The sequence below is a fragment of the Promicromonospora iranensis genome, assembly GCF_028994805.1.
Lineage (GTDB): Bacteria > Actinomycetota > Actinomycetes > Actinomycetales > Cellulomonadaceae > Promicromonospora > Promicromonospora iranensis.
In genome coordinates this window covers 112,643-136,608 of record NZ_JAJQQP010000009.1, presented here as the reverse complement: position 1 = coordinate 136,608, position 23,966 = coordinate 112,643, and the positions used below count along the sequence as shown (strand labels likewise).

At 70.9% G+C, this 23,966-nt stretch carries 18 protein-coding genes; 2 read left to right on the top strand and 16 right to left on the bottom strand.

Going from position 1 to position 23,966, the window contains the following annotated elements; genetic code table 11:
- Nucleotides 1-30 precede the first annotated feature (30 nt).
- The 11 genes from LUM46_RS16545 to LUM46_RS16495 form a co-directional block, all read right to left on the bottom strand.
- Nucleotides 31-594 carry an adenine phosphoribosyltransferase gene (locus tag LUM46_RS16545; RefSeq protein ID WP_274995468.1) on the bottom strand — a complete coding sequence of 188 codons (564 nt, stop codon included), beginning with the start codon at nucleotides 592-594 and terminating at the stop codon, nucleotides 31-33.
- A gap of 22 nt (nucleotides 595-616) precedes the next feature.
- Complete coding sequence (gene secF / locus LUM46_RS16540; protein WP_274995301.1) at nucleotides 617-1,708, bottom strand: protein translocase subunit SecF; 1,092 nt, start codon at nucleotides 1,706-1,708, stop codon at nucleotides 617-619.
- On the bottom strand, nucleotides 1,708-3,564 hold the full coding sequence (secD, locus tag LUM46_RS16535) for a protein translocase subunit SecD (RefSeq protein WP_274995300.1): 1,857 nt from the start codon (nucleotides 3,562-3,564) through the stop codon (nucleotides 1,708-1,710). The genes secF and secD overlap by 1 nt, the downstream gene beginning before the upstream one ends.
- A gap of 81 nt (nucleotides 3,565-3,645) precedes the next feature.
- Entirely contained in the window at nucleotides 3,646-4,077 is a 432-nt protein-coding gene (gene yajC / locus LUM46_RS16530) for a preprotein translocase subunit YajC (protein ID WP_274995467.1), read from the bottom strand.
- 145 nt (nucleotides 4,078-4,222) lie between these two features.
- Nucleotides 4,223-5,275, bottom strand: coding sequence for a Holliday junction branch migration DNA helicase RuvB (ruvB, locus tag LUM46_RS16525; protein WP_274995466.1), 1,053 nt, complete (start codon nucleotides 5,273-5,275; stop codon nucleotides 4,223-4,225).
- A gap of 52 nt (nucleotides 5,276-5,327) precedes the next feature.
- A complete protein-coding gene (gene ruvA / locus LUM46_RS16520) occupies nucleotides 5,328-5,963 on the bottom strand; it encodes a Holliday junction branch migration protein RuvA (RefSeq protein ID WP_274995299.1) in 636 nt (211 codons plus the stop codon).
- A gap of 141 nt (nucleotides 5,964-6,104) precedes the next feature.
- Nucleotides 6,105-6,671: a crossover junction endodeoxyribonuclease RuvC gene (gene ruvC, locus LUM46_RS16515; RefSeq protein ID WP_274995298.1), complete on the bottom strand. Its 567-nt coding sequence runs from the start codon at nucleotides 6,669-6,671 to the stop codon at nucleotides 6,105-6,107.
- Between the two features lie 76 nt (nucleotides 6,672-6,747).
- A complete protein-coding gene (locus LUM46_RS16510; protein ID WP_274995297.1) occupies nucleotides 6,748-7,509 on the bottom strand; it encodes a YebC/PmpR family DNA-binding transcriptional regulator in 762 nt (253 codons plus the stop codon).
- A gap of 68 nt (nucleotides 7,510-7,577) precedes the next feature.
- Nucleotides 7,578-8,219, bottom strand: coding sequence for a pyridoxal 5'-phosphate synthase glutaminase subunit PdxT (gene pdxT / locus LUM46_RS16505; protein ID WP_274995296.1), 642 nt, complete (start codon nucleotides 8,217-8,219; stop codon nucleotides 7,578-7,580).
- A 222-nt stretch (nucleotides 8,220-8,441) separates the two neighbouring features.
- Nucleotides 8,442-9,035, bottom strand: a complete 594-nt coding sequence (locus tag LUM46_RS16500; RefSeq protein ID WP_274995295.1) for a signal peptidase I — start codon at nucleotides 9,033-9,035, stop codon at nucleotides 8,442-8,444.
- A 52-nt stretch (nucleotides 9,036-9,087) separates the two neighbouring features.
- A complete protein-coding gene (locus tag LUM46_RS16495) occupies nucleotides 9,088-9,627 on the bottom strand; it encodes an alternate-type signal peptide domain-containing protein (RefSeq protein ID WP_274995294.1) in 540 nt (179 codons plus the stop codon).
- Nucleotides 9,628-10,342: 715 nt separating this feature from the next.
- On the opposite strand from LUM46_RS16495, the gene LUM46_RS16490 reads away from it, so the two are divergent.
- A complete protein-coding gene (locus LUM46_RS16490; RefSeq protein WP_274995293.1) occupies nucleotides 10,343-13,519 on the top strand; it encodes a S8 family serine peptidase in 3,177 nt (1,058 codons plus the stop codon).
- Between the two features lie 85 nt (nucleotides 13,520-13,604).
- On the opposite strand, the gene LUM46_RS16485 is transcribed toward LUM46_RS16490, so the two are convergent.
- The 4 genes from LUM46_RS16485 to hrpB form a co-directional block, all read right to left on the bottom strand.
- Nucleotides 13,605-14,246, bottom strand: coding sequence for an NUDIX hydrolase (locus LUM46_RS16485; RefSeq protein ID WP_274995292.1), 642 nt, complete (start codon nucleotides 14,244-14,246; stop codon nucleotides 13,605-13,607).
- 59 nt (nucleotides 14,247-14,305) lie between these two features.
- The gene (locus tag LUM46_RS16480; protein ID WP_274995291.1) at nucleotides 14,306-15,091 is read right to left on the bottom strand and encodes an ABC transporter ATP-binding protein; all 786 of its coding nucleotides are present in this window, start codon (nucleotides 15,089-15,091) and stop codon (nucleotides 14,306-14,308) included.
- Nucleotides 15,088-17,514, bottom strand: a complete 2,427-nt coding sequence (locus tag LUM46_RS16475; RefSeq protein ID WP_274995290.1) for an ABC transporter permease — start codon at nucleotides 17,512-17,514, stop codon at nucleotides 15,088-15,090. Before LUM46_RS16475 ends, LUM46_RS16480 begins: the two co-directional genes overlap by 4 nt.
- 157 nt (nucleotides 17,515-17,671) lie before the next feature.
- On the bottom strand, nucleotides 17,672-20,197 hold the full coding sequence (gene hrpB / locus LUM46_RS16470) for an ATP-dependent helicase HrpB (RefSeq protein ID WP_274995288.1): 2,526 nt from the start codon (nucleotides 20,195-20,197) through the stop codon (nucleotides 17,672-17,674).
- A 105-nt stretch (nucleotides 20,198-20,302) separates the two neighbouring features.
- Here hrpB and LUM46_RS16465 point away from each other — a divergent pair, with 105 nt between their 5' ends.
- Complete coding sequence (locus LUM46_RS16465) at nucleotides 20,303-21,001, top strand: hypothetical protein (RefSeq protein WP_274995287.1); 699 nt, start codon at nucleotides 20,303-20,305, stop codon at nucleotides 20,999-21,001.
- A 78-nt stretch (nucleotides 21,002-21,079) separates the two neighbouring features.
- Here LUM46_RS16465 and LUM46_RS16460 read toward each other — a convergent pair whose 3' ends face one another.
- Entirely contained in the window at nucleotides 21,080-23,776 is a 2,697-nt protein-coding gene (locus tag LUM46_RS16460) for a glycoside hydrolase family 48 protein (RefSeq protein WP_274995286.1), read from the bottom strand.
- Nucleotides 23,777-23,966: the final 190 nt, after the last annotated feature.

Below are 23,966 nucleotides of genomic sequence, written 5' to 3'. Positions count from 1 at the left end.
CTATTCCCCGTCCGTACGGCTCGGTCACCGTTACGACGTGCCTACCCGCAGGAGAGTATCGACGTTGTGGCCCTGAAGCCTGTCCCGGCCGTGGAGTGCCTCCAGCTCGAGCAGGAACGCCAGCCCGGCCACCACTCCCCCGCACTGCTCCACCAGCTGTGCCGCGGCCGCCGCGGTACCACCCGTGGCGAGAACGTCGTCGATGATCAGAACACGCGCACCCGGCCTGAGTGTTCCCGAGCGCAGCTCGATGGCCGCCGAGCCGTACTCCAGGTCGTACGACACGCTCTCGGTGGGCGGCGGGAGCTTGCCCGCCTTCCGCAGGGGCAGGAACCCCAGGCCGAGCGCGTGGGCGACGGGGGTGCCGAGCAGGAAGCCGCGTGCCTCCATACCGGCGACCACGTCGACCCCGTCCGCCAGCGCCAGGCGGGTGAACGCCTCGATCACGTCGGCCAGCCCCTCGGCGTCGGCCAGGAGCGGGGTGATGTCCTTGAAGAGGATGCCCGGGGACGGAAAGTCAGGGACGTCCACGATCAGGTCGCGAACGCGCGTCGCCCTCTCCGGCAGCAGGCCGGAGAGGGCGACGTCGGTCATGTCGTCTGCCACGAGGCGGAGCCTACCGGCGACGCTTGGGCTGAGCGGTATGTCCCTGGTGATGACCGGGGACGAGCTGCGCGGAGCCGGACGCCGCGGCGGCCAGCACGCTCTCCTCGACGCCCTCGGCCGCGAGGCCCGCACGCAGGTCCATGACCTTCTTGGTGTGCGCGGCGATCTTGGGCTCGCCCTCGCGCAGCGCCACGTCCAGCGGCGTGGCCAGGAAGATGGACGACGTCGCGCCCACCGCGATGCCGACGAACAGCGACAGCGAGATGTCCTTCAGCGTGCCGGCTCCCAGGAGGAAGCCACCCACGAAGAGGATGCCCGCGACCGGCAGCAGTGCCACCACCGAGGTGTTGATGGACCGGACCAGGGTCTGGTTCACCGCGAGGTTCGCCCGCTCGGCGTAGGTGCTCCGGGTCTGCTCGGTCAGGGCGACCGTGTTCTCGCGGACCTTGTCGAAGACGACCATCTTGTCGTAGAGCGAGAAGCCGAGGATGGTCAGGAAGCCGATGATCGTCGACGGCGTGACCTCCCAGCCGATCAGGGCGTACACGCCGGCCGAGACCAGCACGTCCGCGAGCATGGCCACGATCGCGGCCACCGACATGCGCCAGGCCCGGAAGTACACGGCCATGAAGAGGGCCGCGGCGACGATGAACGTCACGGTGCCCCACAGGGCCCGCATGCTCACCGACTGGCCCCAGGTGGGGCCGATGAAGTTCGACGTGACCTCCGACGGCTCCACGCCGTACGCCTGCCCCAGAGCGGCCTGGAGCTCGTTGGTCTGCTCGTTGTCCAGCTCCGAGACCTGTACCCGGACGCCGTCACCGCCCACCTGGGCGACGTGCGGCTCCTGCCCGGGCGCCACCTCGGCGACGGTGTCGAGAGCGATGTCCTCGTCCGTGTTGGACACACCAGAGACGGTGAACTCGGAACCACCACGGAAGTCGATGCCCAGGTTCAGACCCTGGAACACGAGGACGAGGATCGACGCGGCCGAGAAGAGGCCGACGATCGAGAACCAGATCCGCCTCTTCTGGACGATCGGGTAGGACCGACGCCCCGTGTAGAGGTCGTTGCCCCACTGGGCGAAGCCGCCGCGAGCCATCAGTGCTTCTCCTCGTTCTGAGCCGCGTCGGCGGCAGCCTTGCGCTCGGCGGCACGCCGCTCCGCGATCGTCATCCTGCGGCCGTCCTCGGCGATGCGCGGCGCGCTGCTCACGGACTGCGCCGAGACCAGCTCACGCTCCCGGTCGGGCGCGTCGGCGACGGGGGCGTCGACGACCTCGTCCTTCGGGCCGGAGAACCGCCCGGCGCCCCGGTAGCGCGGCGCCACGTCGAGACGGTCGGGCGAGAGGCCCGACCACTTGTGGCCGTCACGGAAGAACGGCACCTTGGCCAGGAGCTCCATGACCGGGTGGGTGAACCAGATGACCACCATGACGTCGATGATCGTGGTCAGACCCAGCGTGAACGCGAAGCCGCGCACCCCGCCGACGGTCATGAAGTACAGGATCACCGCGGAGAGCAGGTTCACCGCCTTGGCCGCGTAGATGGTCCGGCGGGCCCGGAGCCAGCCACGCTGGACGGCGAGCCGGAGCGTGCGCCCGTCACGTAGCTCGTCCCGGATACGTTCGAAGTACACGATGAACGAGTCCGCGGTGAAGCCGATGGCCACGATCAGACCCGCGATACCCGGCAGGGAGAGGCGGTAGCCCATCCCCCAGCTCAGGAGTGCGATCACCACGTACGTCATGGCGCCGGCCACGATCAGCGACATGACCGTCAGCAGACCGAGCGTGCGGTACTGGAACATCGAGTAGACGACCACCAGCGCGAGACCGATGAGACCGGCGAACAGACCACGCTGCAGCTGCTCGGAGCCCAGCGTCGCGGAGATCGTGTTCTCGCCCTGCACCTCGAACGTGAGGGGCAGGGATCCGAAGCTCAGCTGGTTGGCCAGCGTGGCTGCGGTGTCGCGCGTGAACGAGCCGGAGATGCTGGCCTGCCCGTTCGTGATCGGCTGGTTGCTGCTCGGCGCCGAGACGATCAGGCCGTCCAGCACGATGGCGAACTGGTTGCGCGGCGGCTCCAGCGGCGTCAGTCGCTCCGTGGTCTCGCGGAACTTCGTCGTGCCCTCGGAGTTGAAGTCGAGGCTGACGCCCCAGGTGTTGGAGACGCCGCCGCTCGAGGTCGGGATCAGGCCGGAGGTGGCCGAGGTCAGGTCGGTGCCGTCCACCTCGACGGGGCCGAGGATGTACTTGGCCGAACCGGCCTGGTCGCACGTGACGAGGAGCAGGTTCGGGTTGTCGCCGCCACCGCCCTCGCGGCTCTTCGGGTCCGTGCAGTCGAGCGCGTCGTACGCCTCCTGGACCGACGGCGTGATCTGCGCCAGGTCGGACGGGTCGGTCGCCGACTCGATCGCCTTCTCCTGCTCGGCGATCTCCTTCTTCGTCGGCTCGTCGGCAGCAGCGTCGCTGTCGGCCGCCGCGTCGTCGGCAGCGTCGCCGGACGGGCTGGCCGAGGGCTGAACCGTGGGAAGAGGGCTGCCGATGGTGAGGACCGGGCGGAACTTCATCTGCGCGGCCTGGGAGATCAGCGCGACGGTCTCGTCGTCCACCTCACCAGGGATCTCGACGACGATCTGCGTCTCGCCCTGGCTGGCGATCTCGGCCTCGGTGACGCCGTTGGCGTCCACCCGCTGCCGGATGACACCGATGGCCTCTTCCATCGCCTCCGGGGTCACCTCGGACCCGTCGGAGGTGACGGCCTCCAGGATGATCTGGGTACCGCCCTGCAGGTCAAGGGCCAGGCCAGGGGCCAGGCTCGCTCCGTCAGGATTTTCGCTCGACTTACCGTCGAGCTGCCAACCAGCCAGGAGGGCGCCGAAGGGCAGCAGGATCGTCAGGATCGTCAGGAGCACGATCGTGCGAACCGGCCGCGAGCGCCGGGTGTCAGTCGCCAACGTCTGTCTCTTCTCGTGTGCGCACCGGGGTACGTCCGGTGCGGGTTCGGCGCCGCCCGGGGTTACCGGACGGCGCGGCCGTCACTTGCCGTCCGCGTCGGCGTCCCGCCGCTGCTGCTCCTGGTACTCACGCTTGGTGGTGTCCAGATCTGACAGGTCGTCGGGAACGTCCTTCGCGTCGGGGCTGATCGTACTTGCCGTTTCGCCCTCTGCTGTGACATCGGACTCATCGGATGCGTCATCGAGGTCCGCGTCGTCGGCGACGGGCTCCTCGATCTTCTTGGCGATGGCGGCGCGGAGCCAGGTGGTGGGGCTGCCCGGGAAGGACTCGATGGTCACCTGGTCGTTCGCGTCGTCGACGTCGAGAACGGTCCCGATCATGCCGGAGGCGGTCATGACCTTGGTCCCGACCGTGAGGTTGTTGCGGAACTCCGCGGCCTCGCGCTGCTGCTTGCGCGTGCGGGAGGACATGAAGAACATCACCACGAGGAGGATCGCGACGAGAATGAGCATTTCCACGGTAAGGGTCCCTGTTCGATTGCTGTGTCGGATGAGCCGCGCTCGCATGCGTCGCGCAAGTACGACGAGGATCCAACCCAGTGTAGTGCTCGGGGTCGAATCCTCGGGTGCCCCGGCGAGGGGCGCCACATGATCAACGTCAGGGCTCCAGCAAAGTTCCCGACCCCGGGCCCGGGCCGGGCGTCCAGGTAGCCGACCCGGGTGCCGGAGCAGGCGGGGTGAGCCCCAGGTGCTCCCACGCCGCGGGGGTGGCGACGCGTCCGCGAGGGGTGCGCCCGATCAGGCCCTCGCGCACGAGGTAGGGCTCCGCGACGGTCTCGACCGTCTCGGCCTCCTCGCCCACGGTCATGGCCAGTGTGCTGAGCCCGACGGGTCCGCCGCCGAACCTGGTGCACAGCGCGGTGAGCACCGCGCGGTCGAGGCGGTCGAGGCCGATGGGGTCCACCTCGTAGACCTCGAGGGCGGACCGCGCGGCGTGCAGGTCGAGGCGTCCGTCGCCGCGGACCTGGGCCCAGTCGCGCACGCGGCGCAGCAGCCGGTTGGCGATGCGGGGGGTGCCGCGGGAGCGGCCGGCGATCTCGTGCGCCGCCGCGTGCTCCAGGTGCACGCCGAGCAGTCCGGAGGAGCGCAGGATCACGCGCTCCAGCTCCTCGGGCGAGTAGTAGTCCATGTGGCCGGTGAAGCCGAAGCGGTCGCGCAGCGGGGCGGGCAGCAGGCCGGAACGGGTGGTGGCGCCCACGACGGTGAACCGGGGCAGCGCCAGCGGGATCGCGGAGGCGCCGGCGCCCTTGCCGACGATGACGTCGACGCGGAAGTCCTCCATCGCGACGTAGAGCAGCTCCTCGGCGGGCCGGGCGAGGCGGTGGATCTCGTCGATGAACAGCACGTCCCCCTCCTCGAGCGAGGACAGGACGGCCGCGAGGTCGCCCGCGTGCTGGATCGCCGGGCCGCTGGTGAGCCGCATGTGCGAATCCAGCTCGCCCGAGATGATCATGGCGAGGGTCGTCTTGCCGAGTCCGGGCGGGCCGGACAGGAGCACGTGGTCGGGCGGGTTGCCGCGCGCGATCGCCGCCTGGAGCACGAGCGAGAGCTGGTCGCGCACGACCCGCTGGCCGACGAAGTCGTCGAGCCGCTTGGGCCGGAGCGCCGCCTCGGCGGCGCGCTCGATCTCGTCGGCGCTCGGCGCGACGATGCGGTCCCGCTCGCCGGTCGAGCCCGTTCCGGTGGTCGAGCCGGTCGAGACCTCAGCCACGGTGGCCTCCCAGCAGACGCAGCGCGGAACGGAGCGTGGCGGCGACCTCGTCGGCCGTTATCGCGTCGGTCCCCGCCTCGGCGAGCACCTTCGCGACGGCGTCCTCGGCCTGCTTGGCGGGCCAGCCCAGGCCGGCGAGCGCCTCGACGACGCGCTCGGAGTGGTCGCCGGCGTTGCCCGCGGGCCCTGCCGCCGAGCCGTCGGCCACGCCCGCGGCCGCCCCGGACGGCGGTCCGAGCCGGTCGGCCAGCTCCAGGACGATGCGCTGGGCGCCCTTCTTGCCGATGCCCGGGACGCGGGTCAGCGCGGCGAGGTCCTCGCCCGCGACGGCGCGGCGCAGTGCGTCCGGCGTGTGCACCGCGAGCATCGCGAGGGCCAGGCGCGGCCCGACACCGGAGACGGTCTGCACCACCTCGAACACGTCCCGCTCGTCGGGGTCCGCGAACCCGTACAGCGTCATCGAGTCCTCGCGGACCACCATGCTCGTCGAGACCCCGGCCGTCTCGCCGACGCGCAGCCCGGCCAGCGTCGTGGGCGTGGCGTGCACGAGGTAGCCGACACCACCCACGTCGACCACCGCACGGTCCAGGCTCACGTGGGCCACGGTTCCCGTCAGCGAGGCGATCACGGGGTCCTCCTTCTCGGGTCCTGGATGGGGCCTCGGGGGTCCGGCTCGTCGAGACCCACTCGAACGTTCGTGCGACGACCCTAACAAGTCCGACCGGCCCGCTGCCCGTGCCACGCCGCCCCGGGCACCGGGCTGCCGGGGTCAGCGACGAGGGCGCTGCTTCGCTGCCTGTTCCGCGGCGGCCCAGGCACGCTGGGCGGGGGTGAGCTCGTGCCGGTCCCCGCCCTGCAGGGCGCCGGAGGGCCGCCACAGGTGGCAGACGGCGAGCGCGAGCGCGTCGGCGGCGTCGGCGGGCCGCGGTGCCTCGTCGAGGTCGAGGATGCGCGTGATCATGGTGGTGACCTGCGCCTTGTCGGCACGGCCCGATCCGGTCACCGCCGCCTTCACCTCCGACGGCGTGTGCAGGGCGACGGGCACGCCCCGGCGGGCCGCGGCCACCATGGCCAGGCCCGCCGCCTGGGCGGTCCCCATCACCGTGCCGACGTTGTGCTGGGCGAACACCCGCTCGACCGCGACGACGTCGGGCACGTGCTCGTCGAGCCACACGTCCAGGCCTTCGGCGATCTTCAGCAGCCGCAGGTCGGTCGACAGGTCGGCCTCCGAGCGGATGACCCCTACCGCGACCATCCGCGCCCTGCGCCCGGGCAGTGAGTCGACGACGCCTATGCCGCACCTGGTCAGGCCGGGGTCGACCCCTAGAACGCGCATGGCGTCAGGTTCTCACGACACCGGGCGTGGTCCCGACAGGCTCGACCGGCGTGGGCCGGCTCAACGGCTCAGCGCGTCACTCCTCCTCGTCGAGGGCTGCCATGACCTCGTCGCTCGCGTCGAAGTTCGCGTAGACGTTCTGCACGTCGTCGCTGTCCTCGAGCGAGTCGATGAGGCGCATGATCTTGCGGGCGCCCTCGGCGTCCACCTCGACCTGCATGGACGGGTGGAAGATCACGTCGGCGGAGTCGTACTCGATGCCGGCTTCCTGGATGGCCGTTCGCACGGACACCAGGTCGGTGGCCTCGGTCAGGACCTCGATGACCTCACCCTGGTCCGTGACGTCCTCCGCGCCGGCGTCGAGCGCGGCGAGCATGACCTCGTCCTCGCCCACACCCTCGGTCTTCGGCACCACGATCAGGCCCTTGCGGGAGAACAGGTAGGAGACCGAGCCCGGGTCGGCGAGGTTGCCGCCGTTGCGGCTGAACGCCAGGCGCACCTCGGAGGCCGCGCGGTTCTTGTTGTCGGTGAGGCACTCCACCAGGACAGCGATGCCGTTGGTGCCGTAGCCCTCGTACATGATCGTCTGGTAGTCGACGGCGTCGGCGCCCTCGCCCGAACCACGCTTCAGCGCGCGCTCGATGTTGTCGTTCGGCACGGACGACTTCTTCGCCTTCTGCACCGCGTCGAACAACGTCGGGTTACCGGCGAGGTCGCCGCCACCCGTACGCGCCGCGACCTCGATGTTCTTGATCAGCTTCGCGAAGAGCTTGCCGCGCTTGGCGTCGATCGCGGCCTTCTTGTGCTTGGTCGTGGCCCACTTGGAGTGACCTGACATGCCTCTACCTGACTCCTTGCATTTCCGATGGCTCTAACAGTGGCGTCGAACGGTAGCGGGGAAACCGCTCAGCCGCCCGCAACCATGCCGACGAACAGCCCGTGCACACGCGTGTCCCCCGTGATCTCGGGGTGGAAAGCGGTGGCGAGCAGCGGTCCCTGCCGTGCTGCGACGATCCTACCGGCGGCCGCCACGGGACGGCCCTGCGTATCCACAGCGGGGATGCGCGCCAGCACCTCGACGTCGCGCCCTGCCTCCTCGATCCAGGGGGCGCGGATGAACGCGGTGCGCACCGGGTCGCCGGACCCCGCGTCGGCGATGCCGACGACGTCGAGGTCGGTCTCGAAGGAGTCGACCTGCCGCCCGAACGCGTTGCGGCGGACGACGACGTCCATCCCGCCCACCGTCTGCTGGTCGGCGGTGCCGTCGAGGATCCGGTCGGCGAGCAGGATCATCCCGGCGCACGAGCCGTAGACCGGCAGGCCTTCCTTGATCCGGGTCTGCAGCAGGTCGCGCAGTTCGAAGATGCGCAGCAGCTTGTCGATGGTCGTGGACTCCCCGCCAGGGATCACCAGCCCGTCCACGGCGGTCAGCTCGGCCGGACGCCGCACGGTCAAGGCACGCGCGCCCACGGACTCCAAGGCGGTCAGGTGCTCACGGACGTCGCCCTGCAGGGCGAGGACTCCGACGGTCGGTGTACTCACAACCATCCATCCTACGACCGGCCGCCGAACAGCTGCTCCAGGACGGTCCGGTCGATCGCCAGGCTCCGGGTGGTGACCCGGGCGTCCACGTGGTCCCGTCAACACTCAGCATCAGCCGGTCGTCGGCCCCGGCGAGCACTGCTGCGGGCACCGTGGCGTGCGCCGGATGCACCGTCACGGACGGCAGGACGACGAGCACGGTGACCAGCGCTGCCCGTCGTCGCGGCGTCATGGTCGGCCTCCGTCCCCGACCCGGGGTGTGAGCCCGTCGCCGTCGGCCACCCCAGAGCCGACGGCGACGGGCGGTATGTGGGCCCGCGCGGACCGCTCGCGGGCGGCGCCGAGCACCTGCCATCCGGCGTAGCCGAGCAGCAGGGCCGCGGCGATCATGCCGATCACCTTGCGCTGGCCGGTGAACGCGCCGGCGACGTGGCCGAGGTGTGGCACCTGGTACCAGGCGGCACCACGCACCTGGACGTCGCGTACCGACTGCGCGTCGGGCACGTCGTTCGCGTCCCCCTGGGTCAGGTAGGTGCGCTCACCACCGATCGTCATGCCGATACCCACCACCCGGTGGGTCACGAGCCGCTCCTGCCCCGAGCGGAGCTGGTAGGTGATCACCGAGCCGGTGCGGATCCGCTCCGGCTCCACGGGGCGGGAGACGACCAGCGTGCCGACGGGCAGGCTGGGCTCCATCGAGTCGGTGAGCACCACGTAGGGCGTCGCGCCGGCCACCCGGGGCACGATCACCCCGAGCACGAGCACCGCGCCCGCCACGGCGATGACGACGGCAGCCAGCCCGCGCACGACGTGCCGCGTCACGGCCTGCACCGTCTCGTCCTCGCTCGGGGTTCCGTCCGCGTTCGCCGTGCGGTCAAGGCGTCGCCAGGGCGAGGTGTCCCTGCGTGACCTGGACGGTCACGTCCTCCAGGGTCGCGGTCAGCGCCTGCGTGTGGTCGCCGGAGGCCTCGGGGAAGGTCGCCGCGACCGTGACCACGAGGTCGGAGGCCGCCTCCACCGCCACCGGGTCGGTCAACGGAAGGGTGAGTGCCGCGCCGTCGAGCGTGGCACCGTCCACCGCCACCTCCAGCGCACCGGTGAGCGCGTCGGTCTCCGCCCAAGTCGGAGCGGACACCGTGATGTCGTCCAGTGCGAGGTGGACGCCCGTGCCGCCGACGGTCAGTGCGCAGTCGGCGACCACGGTGTCGCCCGGCACGATGCCCTCGGTGACGGCTCCCCCGCCGTCGAACGTCCAGGCGCCGCACGTCCCGTCGGTCACAGCGAGCGTGCCCGAGGTGTCGTCCGTGCCGGTCGCGAGCCCTTCGTCGGTCCAGAGCGCCAAGGTCCCGGCTCCGCTGACTAGCAGCACGGCGGCGCCGCCGGTGGCCAGCGCTGCCTTGGTCAGTCTTTCCATGACTGGAACCTTCCATGATGGTTGCTCTCGCGCCACCACATAAACAGGCTCCGCCACAAAGTGCGCGGCGTATCGCAACTCTTTCGAGTTTTCATCCGGCATTCCCGGTGAGGAGCCGCGAGATATGACCGCTCGGTCCTGCAATAAGCCGATTACGGCCCGCATGAGAACGAATGGATCAGCACGAGAACACTCCAGATGGGAGACCACTCCGCTCAGAGATACCAGCATCTCGCACCGATAAATGGGGGCAGACACTGCCCGTATTTCACATCAAGAAATGACCGGACATCACGCCGATACTCCTGGAGGACAAAGAAAAGAGGGGGCTTATCAATGCACAACGATCGATACACCGGTGGCGCCGCGCAGACCGGTCCACGCGGCATAACCCTTCAGGGTGGTGGCGGACCTGGCCGATCCGTCATACCGGGGTCGTACCCCGAGCTCCCGCTGTCATGCTGGGGCACGATCTTGTCCCTGACTTCCCTCGCGGAACGTTGTTTCCGCTGGTCAGGCGGCCATACGTTCACGTCCGTCAACACATGGCACCTCCGACGCCCCCGGGCCGTCGGACCTGACGAACGGACCTGACGTGCGCTTTCGACCAACTACCGCTGCGGTGCTTGCCGCAGTGTTGACCATGGGTCTGGGGGCGCCTGCGAGCTCGGCCGCGCCGCCCGGAGAGACCTCGTCACCGGTTACGGGGCGGTCGGTGGCCGACCGGGTCACGGTCACGCTGTTGACCGGTGACCGGGTCACCGTCACGACCCTCACGGACGGCACCCGGGCCGCCACCGTCCAGCCCGCCGAGGGGCGCGACGGCGTCTCGTTCTTCCGGCAGGCCTCCGGCGACCGGCTGCTGGTGATCCCGTCCGACGTTGCGATCCTGGTGGGTGACCGCCTCGACGAGGCGCTGTTCGACGTCGCCGGGCTCGCCGCCGCGGGCACCGACCGGGACACGGTCCCCGTGATCGTGCAGCAGGCGGCACCCGCGAGGGCAAGCGGTCCCGCGACCCTGGCAGCGTCCACGGCATGGCGGGCGGCGGGCGTCTCCCCGGAGCGCCGGCTGGAGTCGGCCGGCGCGGTCGCGGACGACCTGGACGCCACCCACGGTCCGGAGCTGCTCGCGGTGCTGCGCGCCCAGGAGTCCGGCGCGTCCACCAGGGCCAGCGCGGCCAGCCTCGCGATCGAGCGGGTGTGGCTGGACGCTCCCGTGCACGCGCTGGACGTGGACTCGGCGCCCCAGATCGGCGCGCCGGAGGCGTGGGAGTCCGGGTTCACCGGGAAGGGCGTCAAGGTCGCGGTGCTGGATACCGGCATCGACGAGACCCACCCCGACCTGGATGAGGCAGTGGTTGCCACGAAGGACTTCTCCGGCGGGGAGAATGTCATCGACAGGGACGGCCACGGCACCCACGTCGCCGCCACGGTGGCGGGATCGGGAGAGGCGTCCGACGGCGACAACTCGGGCATGGCGCCCGGCGCGGACCTCATCATCGGCAAGGTCCTCGGCGACGACGGCAGCGGCGAGATCTCCACGATCATCGAGGGCATGGAGTGGGCCGCCGAACAGGGCGCCGACGTGATCAACATGTCTCTGGGCACGAGGGAGTACGGGGACGGCACCGACCCGATGTCCGTGGCGCTCGACCAGCTCACCGAGCAGCACGGCGCGCTGTTCGTCGTCGCCGCCGGCAACGACGGTGAGCTCGAGACGATCGGGGCGCCGGCCGCCGCGTCGTCGGCCCTGACGGTCGGCGCGGTGGACGACGGCGACGCCCTCGCGGACTTCTCCAGCCGCGGGCCGCGCACCGACGGCGCGATCAAGCCCGACGTGACCGCCCCCGGCGTCGGCATCGTCGCGGCGCGCGCCGCCGGAACCACCCTCGGCGACGTGGTCGACGACCGGCATGCCGCGCTGGGCGGTACCTCCATGGCTGCCCCGCACGTCGCCGGTGCCGCCGCCGTCCTGCTGCAACAGCGCCCCGACCTCGCTCCCGAGCAGGCCAAGGCCCTGCTCATGGGTTCGGCGGACACCAACGGCGCCACCGTGTGGGAGGAGGGCGCCGGACGCATCCACATCCCCTCGGCCCTGGACCAGAACGTGACGGCCAGCCCCGCATCGGTGTCCTTCGGGACATTCGAGTACCCCCACGAGGGCACGGCGTCGGACACCGTCACATATCGCAACACCGCCACCGACGCCGTCGAGCTCGTCCTCGAGCTGGCGGTGACGGGGCCGGACGGTGCACCGTCGGGCGCGGCCGAGCTCTCCCGCAGCACCGTGACCGTCCCGGCCCGCGGTACCGCGACCGTAGACGTCACCGTCGACCGCGCCGCCGGCGACCTGGGTCGCTACAGCGGCACCGTCCTCGCGACCAGCGACGGCGGGACCACCGTACGGACCCCGGTGGGCTGGGTCAGGCAGCCCGAGATGTTCGACCTGACGGTCGAGCAGACCGGACGGAACGGCAAGCCGTTCACGGGTTTCACGTTCGCGGGGATCACGGACGCCCACGACCGCGAGGCGCTCGACGAGATCCACATGGCCGACGGAGACGAGAGCCGTGGGTGGACGTTCCAGGTCCCGGCAGGAACCTACTCGGTCAGCTCCATGATGCTCCGGTACGGCAAGAACAACGCGCTCACGCAGACCGTGGCCGCCTTCGTGCCGGAGATCACCGTAGACGGTGATACCACCCTCAGCCTGGACGCCCGCAAGGGACTCCCGGTGTCGGCCACCACGCCGCGCGATGCCACGACCGACATGATCACTGTCGACGGAACACGGGCCGCCGCGAACGGCGACCCGTTGATATTCGGGGCTTCCGCCGAGAGCGGCGACGTGTTCGTCCTCCCGACCGAGGCCGTGAGCGTCGGCACGTTCGATCTGGTTCTCGGGTACGAGCTGTCCGAACCGACCGAGGGCACCCAGCCGCCGTCGTACACCTACGACCTGCTCTTCCGGCAGCCCGCGGTGCGGACCGGTAAGTTCACCGTGTGGCAGGACGACCTGGCCACGCTCGCGACGACGTATGCCGCACCGATGCCCGGCGGCACCCAGACGGAGGGCTGGTGGGGTGTTCCCGACGGGATGAGTCCCGGGGGCATGTACCTGTACCCGGTCGAGCGCGGGACCCGTACCGAGTACGTGAACGCCGAGGGCGTCCAGTGGATGAAGGAGGTCCACGTCTACTCCTCCGACGGCAACGGCGTGGGCCAGTTCGCCACGGACTTCACCGCCTACGAGCCGGGGCAGGAAGCGGCGACCACCTTCGCGGGCGCCCCGCACTCCCCGGCAGGGAAGCTCACCCAGAACGACGACGTGCTCACGATCCAGGGCGGGTTCTCCGACTCGGACGGGCACCTGAGCCTGCCGTACGCCCCCGACGACCTGCGACTCGCCGTGTGGCAGGACGGCAAGAAGATCTCCGACGAGCCCACGAACTTCACCGACCTGGAGATGCCTGCCGACGGCGCTCGGTACGTGGTGAAGTTCGACGGCGCCCGCTGGTCGGACCAGTGGTACACCGGGGCATCGGTGTCCGGCAGGTGGACTTTCCGGGCCGAGCCGGGCGGCTCCCAGAACGGGCAGGCGCGCAGCCTGCTCGACGTGCGGTACGACGTCGCCAGGATCGACCGGAAGGGCCGCGCCCCGCGGAACACCACGGTGACGCTCGACGCGGTCGGCGGCGAGGGCGCGAAGGTGACCGGTCTGCGCTGGTCCGCCGATGACGGCGCCACGTGGCACAAGGCGACCTTGTCCGACGGCGTCGCCAGGGTGAAGGCCCCGGCCGGCACCACGGCGATCTCGCTGCGGGCGACGGCGACCGACGCCGCGGGCGGCACCGTCAAGGAGACGACCGAGCGCGCCTACCTGGTGAAGTGAGGTAGGTCCGGCTGACGCACGGCGGTGGCCCTCACCGGGTGAGGGCTCCCGCCGTGCTCTGGCTCCGCGATTCACCGGACACGCCTCAGTCGTCGAACTGCTCGCCCAGGTGCCGCACCTGTCCGTCCCAGCCCGCCACGAGCCCGTCGACGACGTCAGGCAGTTCTGGCGGGAACACCTCCAGCGGCTGCTCGCGCAGCTCGTCCGCCGTCAGCCAGGCCATCTCGTCGAGCAGCTCGCGCTCGGCGGCGGTCCAGCCGGCGGTCGTCACCTCCACCGCCTCCGGCGTCCGCGCGAGGTAGAAGACCTCGTACTGGCGGCACGTCTCGGCGAAGAACTCGAAGATGCCGGTCCGCGTGAGCACGGGACCGACCAGGTCGCCCGCCTCCAGGGCGATACCCACCTCCTCGTGGGTCTCGCGCAGCGCGGCCTGCTCCGGGGTCTCCCCCGCGTCGATGCCGCCGCCCACCGTGAACCACCAGGACCGTTCCGGCTGGTTCACGTCGTGCCCGCGCACCACGAGCACCCGGCCGTCGGCGTCCATCAGGATGACGCGCGCCGCCGAGCGCTCGCGGATGCCGTCCTGGCCCGGTACCCAGTCGTCCCCGAGGGACGTGGTGCCGGGGCCGTCGGCCCGTGGGGCCGATGCGACCAGCCGCGCTCCGCCAGGGGGACGGGCGTCAGACGCTCCTTGAGGCTGATCGGAACTGTCGCTTCGCCACGTCATGCCGACGACCCTACGTTCACAGCGGGGAAGGTCCCGCACCGACGGACCCACGGCTCGGATCAGAAGCCCAGGTCCCTGAGCCACGCCAGGAGGTCGTCCTCGCGACGGCGCGCCGTGTCAGGCTCCCAGCGCCCGATCTCGCGCGCGGCCTCGACGGTGCCGTCGCGCAGGTAGATGACGCGCTCGCCGCGGGCGGCGACGCCGGGGTCATGGGTCACCATGACGATCGTGGTGCCGTCGCGGTGCACGTCGGTGAACGCATCCATGACCTCGGCGGTCATGCTGCTGTTCAGCGCACCCGTGGGCTCGTCCGCGAACAGCACGGACGGTTCGCCGGCCAGCGCCCGGCAGATCGAGGCGCGCTGCAGCTGCCCACCGGAGACCTGGGTGATCCCGTGACTCCTGATGTGCGTGATGCCGAACCGCTCCATCAGCGCGTCCACCCGCGAGATCGCGGCCTCCCGGCCCTGCTTGGGCGCCGCCCTGAGGGCGGGCAGAAGGATGTTGTCCCGCACTTCCAGGTTGCCCAGGAAGTGCGGCTGCTGGAACACGAAACCCATCCGCGTCAGGCGGACCTTGCTCATCTCCGTGTCGCCGAGCGAGGTGAGCTCCCGGCCCTCCAGCGTGACGTTCCCGCTGGTGGGCCGGTCCATGCCGCTGATGCTGTACAGCAGCGTGGACTTGCCGGACCCGGATGTGCCCATGACGACGAGGAACTCGCCGGCGCGCACGGACAGGTCGATGCCGCGCAGGACCTCGGTCGGCGGTTCCGTGGAGAAATACGTCTTGCTCAGCTCGTGTGACTCCAAGGTCACCGCTGCCTGGTCCATGAGTTGTCCTCTCATCGTCGGATCCATTCGCTCTTGTCGGCACGCCGGACGCCGGCCGTGAGCACCGCGACGCCGAAGTACCCCGCCCCGAGCAGGAGCAGCGGGTACAGCACGTACACGAGCCACGGGTTCGGGATGAACGTCAGATCCGTGATCCCGAGCTGGACGGCAGTCAGAGCGGCGCTCGCCAACGACTGCCCCGCGGTGGCCGCGAGCACCAGACCCGCCGCCGTTCCAGCGGCCACCACCAGCAGCGTCTTGGTCCGCACCTGCCCCACGAGCTCCTTGGCGGAGAACCCGATCGCGGACAGCACGCCCATGTTCGACCGGTCGCGCGCGAGCCGGAGCTTGAGGAACAGGCTCGTGATGAGTACGACCACCCCGAGGCCGAACACGAGCGCGACCCACGCCGCGGCCCGCATCGAGTCGATCAGGACCCCCAGGGTCTCCCGCACGTACTCCTGGGTCGGCTTCACACCCCCGGTCGGGAACTGTTCGTCGTACTCGTCGGCGATCCCGCCGGGGTCCGCCCCGTCGCCCGCCAGGTCCGCGAAGACGGTGTAGGCCGCGGCGCCCTCGGTCACGTCGCCCGACATCTTGGCGGTCTGCCCGCCGCTGGTGATGTCCTGGTAGATCCCGCTCACCTGCACGGTGATCGATTGGTCCCCGTCGTGGATCGTCAGATCGTCCCCGACACCCACCCGGAACCTGTCCGCGTTGAGGACCGACAACGCGATCTGGCCGTCCCGCGGCAGGCCACCCTGGCTGAACCGGATCCCTCCGTCGTCGGGCCGGTTCCCGACCTCGACGCGTAGCCTCGCCGGCCCGTCCTCGCTGTCGGCGGTGTAGTCGACGGAGGCGTAGGAGCGCACGTCGGTGAGGCGGTCGTCATCCTCCATCGCGGTGACCAGCCGGTCCTTGACGCCATCGACGTCCTCCTGGAACTGCACGTCCGCGCGCAGATCACGCTCCGGCACACCCATGTAGGTGACGAACCGTGGGCTCTCGAACGTGCTGACCATGTTGGCCGGGAGCGTGATCAGCACCGCTGTCAGGCCGAACACCACCGGCAACAACACCCATGCCCGGCCCTCGGCCCGCAGGTCGAGCACGGCCAGGCGTCGGTTGATACCAGCTCCGGAGGATGACACCAGCCCCGTCCGGCGCACCCAGCGCGCCTGCCGCCTCGTGCGGCGGGCGGCCTGCTTCTCGTCGAGAGTGCTGCCGTGCACGAGGGCGTTCACGACCTCGATCCTCCGCACCCCGCGCAGAACGCCTCGGCAGATGCCGACCACGATCACGTAGACGGCGGCGAGCGCGATCAGCGGCACCAGGAACGTCCAGACGTCCACCGGCGCCGGTGCGTAGCTCGTCTGGATACCGTGCGTCAGCACGTTCGCCGCGACGATCGCGAGCAGACCGCCGACGACGCAGCCGACCAGCGCCAGGATGCTGTACTTCGTCAGGTAGAGCCTGGAGATCTCCCGGTCCGGGATGCCGATCGCCTTCATCGCACCGATCTCGTGGACCTCGTCCTCCAGCGTTCCCCGGATGACGAAGCGCAGGTTGAGCAGCGCGATCACGATCAGGACCAGACTGACGAACACCAGCGCGAACGCGACGAGGCCGTCGCTGATCATGCTGATGATCCGAAGCTGCGGGCCCGTGACCGGCTGGCCGTTCGTCGGCAGTCCGCCCGCGCCCTCGTACGCCGTCTGCAGCGCGTTCGCGTCACCGTCGGCCGCCAGCCGATACTCCACGATGATCTCCGGCGTCGCTCCGCCGGCCCGTCCCAGCGCTTCGAAGTCCTCGGGGTGGATCAGGAACCGGGACGACGGCGAGAGCGAGGCCGCCATCTGCGCGTCCTTGACCTCGCCCCGCACCTCGAGCTCGTAGGGCCCGGAGCCGGTCCGGATCGTGAGGACGTCCCCCGGCGTGAGCCCGTACCGCTGCTGGTAGAGGACCGGGACGTACACCTCGCCGGCCGCCGGTTCCACGACGGTCCCGGTCCGGTCGACCAGAAAGTCGAACTCCGTGTTCTGGGTGACGAAGAGGTTGTCGATCCGGCTGGCGGCCAGGTCACCGTTCTCGCCGGTGTCCGGGCGGGACCAGGACAAGGAGGCGCTGTCGTAACCGAGCATCTCCTCGACGAGCCACGCGTCGATCTCGGACTCGTGGTCCGCCGCGAACCGCGTCAGCGCGGCCGGGTCGTACTCCCCCTTGTGCATCTGCAGGAAGTCCGGGGGCTTGCCCTGCTCGGACAGCCGGCTGATGGAGCCGGCCAGCCTCTCGAGCACCATGGAACCCGTCGCCATGAGAAAAGCGCTGAGGACCAGGGTGACGACCAGGGCAGCATTGATGCCCTTGTTCTTGACCAGGTCGTTGTACGCGTACCGAAGGTAGAGCCGCTCCTCGTTCTCCACCGCGATGCTCCGCATCCTTGGGAACCTGTGACGACGTCTGCGTCTGGACGCCTTCATCGTGTCCCGGATGCTGCCCGGAAAGTATGGGTTCTTGCCCTGACGGGACCCTGGTTCTCCCGCACCGGTCCCTCACCACGGGTCATTGCGGACCCTGACCGGCATCTCCAGGAGCTCACTGGCGAGGCTTGACCCGCTTGGTCGGGGCGGCGGTGAACGGATCCTCCGGCCACGGATGGCGGGGGTAGCGGCCGCGCAGGTCGGCGCGGACCTGGGGATAGCCCTGCTTCCAGAACGAGGCGAGATCGCTCGTGATCGCGACCGGGCGCCGGGCGGGCGACAACAGGTGCAGGACGACGGGGACACGACCGTCCGCGACGGTCGGAGTGGCGGTCCAGCCGAAGACCTCCTGCAGCTTCACCGCGAGGACCGGCGGCTCGACGCCGTCGTACACGAGCCGCACCTCGGATCCCGACGGGACCTTGAGCCGTTCCGGTGCGAGCTCCCCGAACCGGCCTGCCGCGGGCCATGGCAGCAGCCGCCGGAGCGCCGAGGCCACGTCGATGCGGGCAAGGTCGCGCGCACCTCGCACCGAGGCGAGCTCCGTACCGAGCCACTCGTCGAGACCGGCCAGCAGCGCGTCGTCGTCGACCGCGGGCCACGGGGCGCCGAGGTGGGCGTGGCAGAACGCGAGCCGCTCCCGCAGGGCGAGCGCGGCCTCCGACCAGCGCAGCACGGACAGTCCGTCGCGCCGGATGCCGTCGCGGACGGCCGCCTGGACGAGCAACGGGTCGGGCTTCGCCAGCGGGACGTCCTTGAGCACGATCGCCCCGAGCGCCTCGACGCGCCGCGTCACGATCCGGCCGTCGTCCCAGCGGATATCGTCGGTGGTCGTGACGTGCTCGCCGGCGACGTCCCGCGCGGTCTGCTCGTCGATCGGCGCGGCGGAACGGATCCTGGCGTCGGCCCGCCCGGGTGCCCGGTCGGCGACCGCGATCGCCAGCCAGGGTGAGGTCCGCAGGGGCGACTGCGGGTCCAGGGCAGCACCCGTGCCACCGGACATCTGGTACGTCGTGGAGTCCGTTCCCCGGGCCCGCGCGATCCGGTCCGGGTACGCCAGTCCCACCACGATCCCCACGGCGAGATCGTCCGGAACGCCGCGCGTCCCCCGGTCGGCCGACCCACGCGGCGGGTCACCGGGCGTCGCACCACGGCCGAGGCGCTTCGTCTCCTCGCGCCAGCGGGCAGTCGCTCCGCGGTCGTCACCGCGGCGAAGGGCCCTGAGGCGAGCCGGCAGGTCGTCGCCGAACGCCCGACCGGAGTCGTCCGAGAGCATCGCGACGATCTCGCGGGCCCGGTCCGCGCCGACCCGCGGCGTCCCGTCCAGCAACGCACGAGCCCACCGGGGATGCGCCCCGATCGCCGCCATCCGCCGGCCTCGCTCGGTGATCCGGCCGTCGTCGTCCAGGGCGTCGATGCGTCGCAGCAGCTCGGTGGCCGCGGTCATCGCCGCCGCCGGCGGCGCGTCGAGCAAGGTCAGACCGGCGCCGGCGGGCGCGCCCCACGCCGCGAGGTCGAGGGCGAAGGCGGCCAGGTCGGCGATCGCGATCTCCGGCGCCGCATGGTCGTCGAGACGCGCGTGGTCGGTGGCGGACCAGCACCGATAGACGCGGCCAGGCGCCTCTCGCCCGGCGCGACCCGCGCGCTGGTCGGCCGACGATCTCGAGACCCGGCAGGTGACCAGCGCACCGAGGCCACGGGACTGGTCGGTCCGCGGCTCCCGGGCAAGACCCGAGTCGACCACGACCCGGACGCCGGGCACGGTCAGCGAGCTCTCCGCGACCGATGTCGTGACCACGATCCGACGGGTGGCGGCCGGCGCCAGCGCACGGTCCTGTTCGGCCTTCGACTGACGACCGAACAACGGCAGGACGTTCAGACCCGACAGCCGTCGAGTCACACCGTTGATCTCGGCCTCGCCGGGGACGAACACGAGGATGTCGCCGTCGTTCTCGGCCAGCGCGCGCCGGACGACGGCCGCGACGTGATCCAGCAGGCGCGGGTCGACGCGCCCACCGGGGAGCAGCGGCGCAGGAACCGGCGGTGGCGCCCACTCGACCGCCACGTCGAACAGCGCAGCGGAAGCGGTGACCACGGGCGCCGGGACGTCCGTGCCCAGGGCGCGGCTCAGCCGGACCGTGTCCGCCGTGGCCGAGGTCGCGACGATCGCCAGGTCCTCACGAAGGTTCGCCCGGACGTCGACGCAGAGCGCGAGCAGCAGATCGGCATCCAGGTGCCGCTCGTGGCACTCGTCGATCACGATCGCGGAGACACCCGGCAGCTCCGGGTCCCGCTGCAGACGCCGCACGAGGAGCCCGGTCGTCACCACCTCGACACGGACTCCCGTGCCGCCGCTGCGTTCACCGCGCATCGCGTAGCCGATCCGCTGCCCGAGCGGTTCACCGACCAGCATCGCCAGCCGTGTCGCGGCCGCGCGGGTCGCCATCCTCCGCGGCTCGGCGACGACGATCGTGCCGCCGAGCGCGTCCCCCAGCGCGAGCGGCAGCAGCGAGGTCTTGCCAGATCCGGGCGGCGCGACCAGCACCGCGCTGCCGTGCGACCGCACCGCGTCGACCGTGGCGGGCAGGACCGCCCGGACAGGCAGGTCCGCCCCTGGCACCGACGACTCAGGTAGCAGCACGTCCCGACGGTAACCGACCGTCGCCTTCCTGCGAGAATGCCTTCTCGTGAACCATCTGCTGGACCTCGGGTCCCGGAGGTTCCACCACACGATGGAGCACGCTCGATGATCCACACCTTTCACCTCGCTGAGCTGCCGCCCGCCGTGACGGCACGCGCGCTGCTGCGACCGCCGTCGGGCGCCGCCACTCCCGGACTGGACCACGCCGAGTGCCTGGCCCTCATGCGCCTGGGGGCACCCGCCGTCTCACTGGACCGGTTGCAGCTGCGACGGATCGCGGTGTTCGCACAGTGGCGCGACGAGGACGCCGTGGACCGCTTCCTGTCCGACGACGTCCTCGGTCGCCACCTGGCGACCGGCTGGCACGTCCGCCTGGAGTACCTGCGCCGCTGGTCCCGGCTGGCGGCGCTGCCCGGGCTGCCGGCCCGGACGGGCGGCTGGGACCAGGACGAGCCCGTGGTCGCGGTGACCGTCGCGCGGATGCGTCTGCCCGAGGTGCCCCGGTTCCTGCAGTGGGGCAGACCCGTCGAACGTCAGGTGCGCGACCACCCCGCCACCACGCTCGCCGTGGCCGCCTTCCGGCCGCCGCGCACGATCTCCACGTTCTCCGTGTGGCGCACCGTGCGCGAGATGGAGGAGATGGTGCACGGCCGCTCCGGCGGTCACCCGGACCGACGGCACGCGGACGCCATGGTCGAACGTCGGCGCCGTGACTTCCACCGCGAGTTCGCGACGTTCCGCTTCCGTCCGCTCGCGGAGCACGGCTCCTGGGAGGGACGGACCGGGATGGTCCCGCTGAGCTGATCAGACCGCTGACCACAGAAGGGCCCCGCGGACACAACGTCCGCGGGGCCCGTCCGTCGTCGACCTAGCTCACCATGCTCAGTCAGCCGCGCAGGTCACCGGGACCGACGCCGGCGCGGTACCGCTCCCGGTAAACCCGACCTCGGTGGACGCCCCGGCGGCCAGTGACCCGTTCCAGTCGACGTCGGACACCGTCACCGACGAGCCCGACGCGCTGAACTGCCCGTTCCAGCCCTGCACGAACGACGCCGGTGCCAGGTCGAACGTCGCGGTCCAGCCGCCGATCGCGGCGCTGCCCGCGGTGATCCCGACGGTCGCCTGGAAGCCGCCGCCCCACTGGTTCACCACGGTCAGCTCGCCGCTGCAGCCACCCGGCTCGGTCGTGCCCTCGTCCGTGGTCGCCGTGACCGGGCTGGAAGATGGTGAGACGTTGCGCGCGGCGTCGTACGCCCGCACCGTGTACTCGTACGCGGTGGCAGGGTCCAGGCCCGTCTCGGTGTACGACGTCGTGCTCACTCGGGTCACGACCTCGCCGTCCCGCAGCACCTCGTAGCCCGTCACGCCCACGTCGTCGGTGGCAGCGTCCCATGTCAGAGAGACGGAGGACGACGTCGTGCCGGAGACCTGGAGGTCGGTCGGCGCCGTCGGCGCCTGTGTGTCCGGCTCGCCGACGCCGTCGCCCAGGAGGCGGTCGTAGTCGGCCATCGCCGTCGCGACGGCGACCTGGGCCCAGAACCGGTGGTAGGTGAACTGCGGCGCGTCGCCGCCGTCCAGGTACTCCTGCACCTCGGGGAACATGGGGTCGTCCTGGTAGAACGACCGGATGTCGAGGAACGACACCCCGGGCTCGATCTGGTCGCCGTTCGGGTACGTACCCGACCAGCCCGGCGGCACGTAGACGCCGTCGCCACCCGGGGTGAACTCGTCGTCGAACCGGCCGTAGTCCGTGCGGGTCTCCACCGTGGCGACACCCATGGCGTCGCTGTCCTGCGTCCACATGGCGTCGAGCAGGGCACGCGCCGTGTCTCCCGCCTCCTGGTCGCCGGACGCGGCCGCCCAGTAGATCAGCGTCCGGGCGAGAGCGCCGGCGACGCCGACGTCCTGCCCGTGGTCCGTCACCTCGACGTGCAGCCCCGCGTTGCTGCCCGGGTCGGCCGGGTCCCACGTGTCGGGCTGGCCGGACCACGACAGCGTGGACGGCACCGCCCACGTGGTGTCGGTGGCGGTGATCTCCGACAGCACCCACGGCACCCACTTCTCCAGGATCTCCTCGGCCCGCGGGTCACCCGTCTCGTGGTAGAGCTGCGCGATCCGCTCCATGCCCCACCCCTGCATGCCGATCCACTGGTTCGACGGCGGGTCCTCGTAGACCGGGTCCTCGTCGTAGACCATGCCGTAGAAGGTCGCGGCACCGGCCGGGTGGGCGGAGTAGTCGCCGCCGACGCTGTTGGTCGCACCACCGGCGATCCCGCCCTCGGCGGACTGCAGCCACTGGAAGAGCTCGACCTGCCGGTCCAGGCTCTCCGACCAGTCGTCCTGCGCGGTCGGTGACGCCGGGACCAGGTCCGGGTCCGTCGACAGCGCGTGCGCCGCGAGCGGGTTCTGGTAGCCGAAGTGCGCGTGCGACGACCCGATGCGCCATGCCCACGGCCCAGACGTGTCCAGCGAACCACCCCACGCGTAGTACCAGGACAGCAGGTAGTGCGCCGAGCTCCGGCCGCTGCCCGCCGGGCACGACGTCGACTCGCAGCCGGGCTCCTTGAAGTACTTGTCGAACAGCGAGTAGCGCAGGTAGTCGCCCATCTTGGACGCCTTGTCGACCGTGTCCGCGATCTGGTCGCCGGCGCCCTGGGCCTCTGCGAACTGCTTGGCCCAGTACACGGCCTCGACAGCACGGGCGTCGGCGTCGGGGGCGTTGGTGTACTTCCACTGCTGTGCGTACGCCGCGTCGTCCGTGAACAGGTCGAGGTACCCGTTGGGCCCGCCGTAGGAGAAGTCGTCGATCGACGGTTGCGGGATGGTCTCCCACACCGACTCCTGCGGACCTCGCTGGAACGTGTTGATGTAGGAGGGGCCGGGGTGGTCCGGTCCCTGCAGGCTCGACGATCCCGGCGCGGCGCCGAAGCCGTAGATGTTGTCGACATCCGACAGCCAGTGCATGCCGTAGACCTCGGACGTGCCATAGGTCTGGCGCAGCTCGGCGCCGATCGGGTCCTGGCCGACGGACACATCGGCGTCGAGCTCTGACGGGTACTGGCTCGGATGGTCGTGCTCGGGGGCGTACGTCGCCGGGTCCGCCGGGTTGTACGCGCCGTTCGTCGGCTGGTTCTCCGTGGTCGGGATCATGTTGGCCTCGAGCGTGTCCCAAGCCTCGTTGAACGGTGCCCAGTCACCCGTGACCTGGCCGTACGACGCCTCCAGCCAGAGCCAGAAGCTGTACGCCTCCGACGTCGTCTCGTGCCCGTAGTCCGGCGCCTCGACCATCAGCGTCTCTGCGGCGTGGTACGGGATGCCCTGCGGCGAGAAGTAGCCGTTCGCCGGATCGTGGATCTTGTCGTACATCTCGAGGAACCGGTCGGTGTACTCACCGGCCGCTGCGAACGGTGCTGCCACCGGCGCCGCGCCGCCGTCGTCACCGGAGGTGTCGACGGGTGGGCCGGCGCTCGCGGGAGCCATCATGCCGATCGTCGCCAGTGCCCCGACGGCGAGTGTCGCGACTGTCGCGACTGCTCGCCGCCGTCCTGGACTCCTCGGGGAGACCTGTGTCCTGTGCATGGGGGTCCGCCTTCCTTGGTCGGGCACCTGGCCGACTCCACGGCGGGCCGGCACGCACCATGACGGTCAGGCCGGAGAGCAGGGCCGGGCAACGAACCTAAAGGATTAACACGGCCCTCCGGGCGGGCTCGGCCGCCCTGGACGCCCACCCGGCCCACACCGCCGTCGATGCCGACGGGGGCGCTCATGT

Coding starts and splice junctions, on each gene's coding strand:
- LUM46_RS16545 (WP_274995468.1), bottom strand. CDS start 594: ATGACCGACGTCGCCCTCTCCGGCCTGCTGCCGGAGAGGGCGACGCGC.
- secF (WP_274995301.1), bottom strand. CDS start 1,708: ATGGCTCGCGGCGGCTTCGCCCAGTGGGGCAACGACCTCTACACGGGG.
- yajC (WP_274995467.1), bottom strand. CDS start 4,077: ATGCTCATTCTCGTCGCGATCCTCCTCGTGGTGATGTTCTTCATGTCC.
- ruvC (WP_274995298.1), bottom strand. CDS start 6,671: ATGCGCGTTCTAGGGGTCGACCCCGGCCTGACCAGGTGCGGCATAGGC.
- LUM46_RS16510 (WP_274995297.1), bottom strand. CDS start 7,509: ATGTCAGGTCACTCCAAGTGGGCCACGACCAAGCACAAGAAGGCCGCG.
- pdxT (WP_274995296.1), bottom strand. CDS start 8,219: ATGGTTGTGAGTACACCGACCGTCGGAGTCCTCGCCCTGCAGGGCGAC.
- LUM46_RS16495 (WP_274995294.1), bottom strand. CDS start 9,627: ATGGAAAGACTGACCAAGGCAGCGCTGGCCACCGGCGGCGCCGCCGTG.
- LUM46_RS16485 (WP_274995292.1), bottom strand. CDS start 14,246: ATGACGTGGCGAAGCGACAGTTCCGATCAGCCTCAAGGAGCGTCTGAC.
- LUM46_RS16480 (WP_274995291.1), bottom strand. CDS start 15,091: ATGAGAGGACAACTCATGGACCAGGCAGCGGTGACCTTGGAGTCACAC.
- LUM46_RS16475 (WP_274995290.1), bottom strand. CDS start 17,514: ATGCGGAGCATCGCGGTGGAGAACGAGGAGCGGCTCTACCTTCGGTAC.
- LUM46_RS16465 (WP_274995287.1), top strand. CDS start 20,303: ATGATCCACACCTTTCACCTCGCTGAGCTGCCGCCCGCCGTGACGGCA.
- LUM46_RS16460 (WP_274995286.1), bottom strand. CDS start 23,776: ATGCACAGGACACAGGTCTCCCCGAGGAGTCCAGGACGGCGGCGAGCA.